Source organism: Phenylobacterium sp. (assembly GCF_030693805.1).
Lineage (GTDB): Bacteria > Pseudomonadota > Alphaproteobacteria > Caulobacterales > Caulobacteraceae > Phenylobacterium.
This window is the reverse complement of sequence record NZ_JAUXZW010000389.1, coordinates 1-2,554: the sequence shown is the minus strand read 5'-3', so window position 1 is coordinate 2,554 and position 2,554 is coordinate 1. Positions and strand designations below refer to the sequence as shown.

At 69.8% G+C, this 2,554-nt stretch carries 3 protein-coding genes; 1 reads left to right on the top strand and 2 read right to left on the bottom strand.

The features are described from left to right. Together Q8M88_RS15555 and Q8M88_RS15550 are read right to left on the bottom strand one after the other, a co-directional pair. Positions 1-231 (bottom strand): enoyl-CoA hydratase/isomerase family protein (locus Q8M88_RS15555; RefSeq protein ID WP_305598065.1); only part of this gene is annotated, 231 nt, incomplete at its 3' end. Between the two features lie 24 nt (positions 232-255). After that, on the bottom strand, positions 256-1,848 hold the full coding sequence (locus Q8M88_RS15550) for a carboxyl transferase domain-containing protein (RefSeq protein ID WP_305598064.1): 1,593 nt from the start codon (positions 1,846-1,848) through the stop codon (positions 256-258). Positions 1,849-1,895: 47 nt separating this feature from the next. Between Q8M88_RS15550 and Q8M88_RS15545 the strand changes: the two genes are divergently transcribed. Next, the coding region (locus Q8M88_RS15545; RefSeq protein ID WP_305598063.1) for a Crp/Fnr family transcriptional regulator at positions 1,896-2,554 on the top strand (659 nt) is incomplete at its 3' end.

Genomic DNA, 2,554 nt, shown 5'->3' with positions numbered 1-2,554 from the left:
GATGCCGCCCGCGCCGCGCACGAACACCGCTCGCACGCCCTCGGCGCCCTGCAAGGTCTCGAAGGCCTCGGTCAGCGCCGCGATCAGCTCGGCGTTCATGGCGTTGCGACGAAGGGGTCGGTTCAGGGTGACCGTCGCGATGCCTTCCGGCGTCGCCTCGACCTGCACCAGCCGGGTGTCCAGCTCCCTGTCGAGGCCTTCGACCAGGGGATCGGCGATTGGGTTCGGCATGACGTTTCTCGTCCTCGTATTCAGCTACATCCGGAAAACGCCGAAGCGGCTCTCCGGGATCGGTGCGTTCAGACTGGCGGCGAGCGACAGGCCCAGCACGTCACGGGTCTGGGCCGGATCGATGATCCCGTCGTCCCACAGGCGCGCCGTGGCGAAATACGGGTCGCCCTCGGTTTCGTACTTCTGCCGGACAGGCGCCTTGAACGCCTCGGCTTCCTCGGGCGTCCAATGGCCAGCGTCGCGGTGGACGGTGGCGAGAACACTGGCCGCCTGCTCGCCCCCCATCACGCTGATGCGGCTGTTGGGCCAGGTCCACAGGAAGCGCGGGCTATAGGCGCGCCCCGCCATGCCGTAGTTGCCGGCCCCGAACGAGCCGCCGATCAGCACGGTGAGCTTGGGCACGTCAGCGCCCGCCACCGCGGTGACCAGCTTGGCCCCATCCTTGGCGATGCCGCCCTGCTCGTACTTGCCGCCGACCATGAAGCCCGAGATGTTCTGCAGGAAGATCAGCGGAATCTTCCGCTTAGCGGCCAGCTCGATGAAGTGCGCCCCCTTCAGCGCGCTCTCCGAGAACAGCACGCCGTTGTTGGCCAGGATCGCCACCGGGAAGCCCCAGATCCGCGCGAAGCCGCAGACCAGCGTCGTCCCGTACAGCGCCTTGAACTCATCGAACTCCGAGGCGTCGACGATGCGCGCGATCACCTCGCGCACGTCATACGGCGCACGCACGTCGGTGGGGACGACGCCGTAAAGCTCCTGCGGGTCGTAGGCCGGCGGTCGGGGCTCGGCCATGGCCAGCTGGTGGGGGATCGCGGGTTCCAGCCTGCCCATGATCTGGCGCACGATCGAGAGCGCGTGGTCGTCATCCACGGCCAGGTGGTCGACCACGCCGGAGCGGCGCGCGTGCACGTCCGCGCCGCCGAGTTCCTCGGCTGAGATCACCTCGCCCGTGGCCGCCTTCACCAGTGGCGGGCCGGCCAGGAAGATCGTCCCCTGCCCGCGCACGATGACGCTCTCGTCCGACATCGCGGGCACGTAGGCTCCGCCCGCCGTGCACGATCCCATGACGCAGGCGATCTGGGCGACGCCCTCGGCGCTCATCCGCGCCTGGTTGTAGAAGATGCGGCCGAAGTGGTCGCGATCGGGGAACACCTCGGCCTGGTGCGGCAGGTTCGCGCCGCCGGAATCCACCAGGTAGACGCAAGGCAACCGGTTCTGCTGGGCGATCTCCTGGGCGCGAAGGTGCTTCTTCACGGTCAGCGGGAAATAGGCCCCGCCCTTAACCGTGGCGTCGTTCACCACCACCATCGCCTCGCGGCCGCTGATCCGCCCCACCCCGGTGATCAGGCCGGCGCCAGGCGCCTCGTCGTCATACAGGCCGCCCGCCGCCAATGCGCCGACCTCGAGGAACGGCGAGCCTGCGTCCAGCAACCGGGCCACCCGCTCGCGCGGCAGCAGCTTGCCGCGGGCCGCATGGCGGCGACGCTGTTCTTCGGACCCGCCCAGCGCAGCCTGCGCCGTGCGCGCGCGCAACGCATCGACCAGCGCGCGGTTCGCCCGGGCGTTCGCCGCGAAGGCTTCGCCGCCGGTGTCGAGGGTCGAGGTCAGCCTTGGCATCAGGCAAGACATAGCCGTGGCTGCAGCGTCGCGCTAGCGTCCGCCCCGTGGCCGATCGCGTTGACACCCCGGATGATTCTTCGCTTTCACGGCTGTTCGCCGAGGCCTTCGTCGATCGTGAAGCCGCATGGTTCTGCCTGGCCGGCGGCGCCCTGCTGTTCGAGGCGGGCGAGCCGGCCGACCAGCTTTACTACCTGCGCGCCGGCCGGCTCGGCGTGTTCCGCTCCGACGAGGACGGCGACATCCAGTTCCTGGGCGTAATCCGACCAGGCGAGCCGGTTGGCGAGATGGCGCTGATCGCCGGCGGCGCGCACTCCGCCCGCGTCGTGGCCCTGCGCGACTCCGAGATCCTGGGCCTCCCGCGCGAGGCGTTCTTCGACGCCTGCGAAGCCGACCCCACGGTAATGACCGAGCTCGCCCGGTTGATGATCCGCCGCAGCCGCCAGGCGGGCCAGCGCGAGGCCGTAGGCGACCCGTCCGTGTTCGGCTTCCTGGCCGTGGCCGACGGCGTCAACGTGCGCCCCCTCGCCGATCGGGTGGCCCAGGAGATCGCAGGCCTGGGCTATTCTTCCCTGGTCGTCGGCGTCGAGGCGGTCAATGTCGCGCCCGAGTGGTTTTCCGAGGCCGAACGCAGCCACGACTTCGTACTCTACGTCGCCGAGAACGCGGACCTGGGTTGGCGACAGGTGGTGGCGCGCCAGGTCGA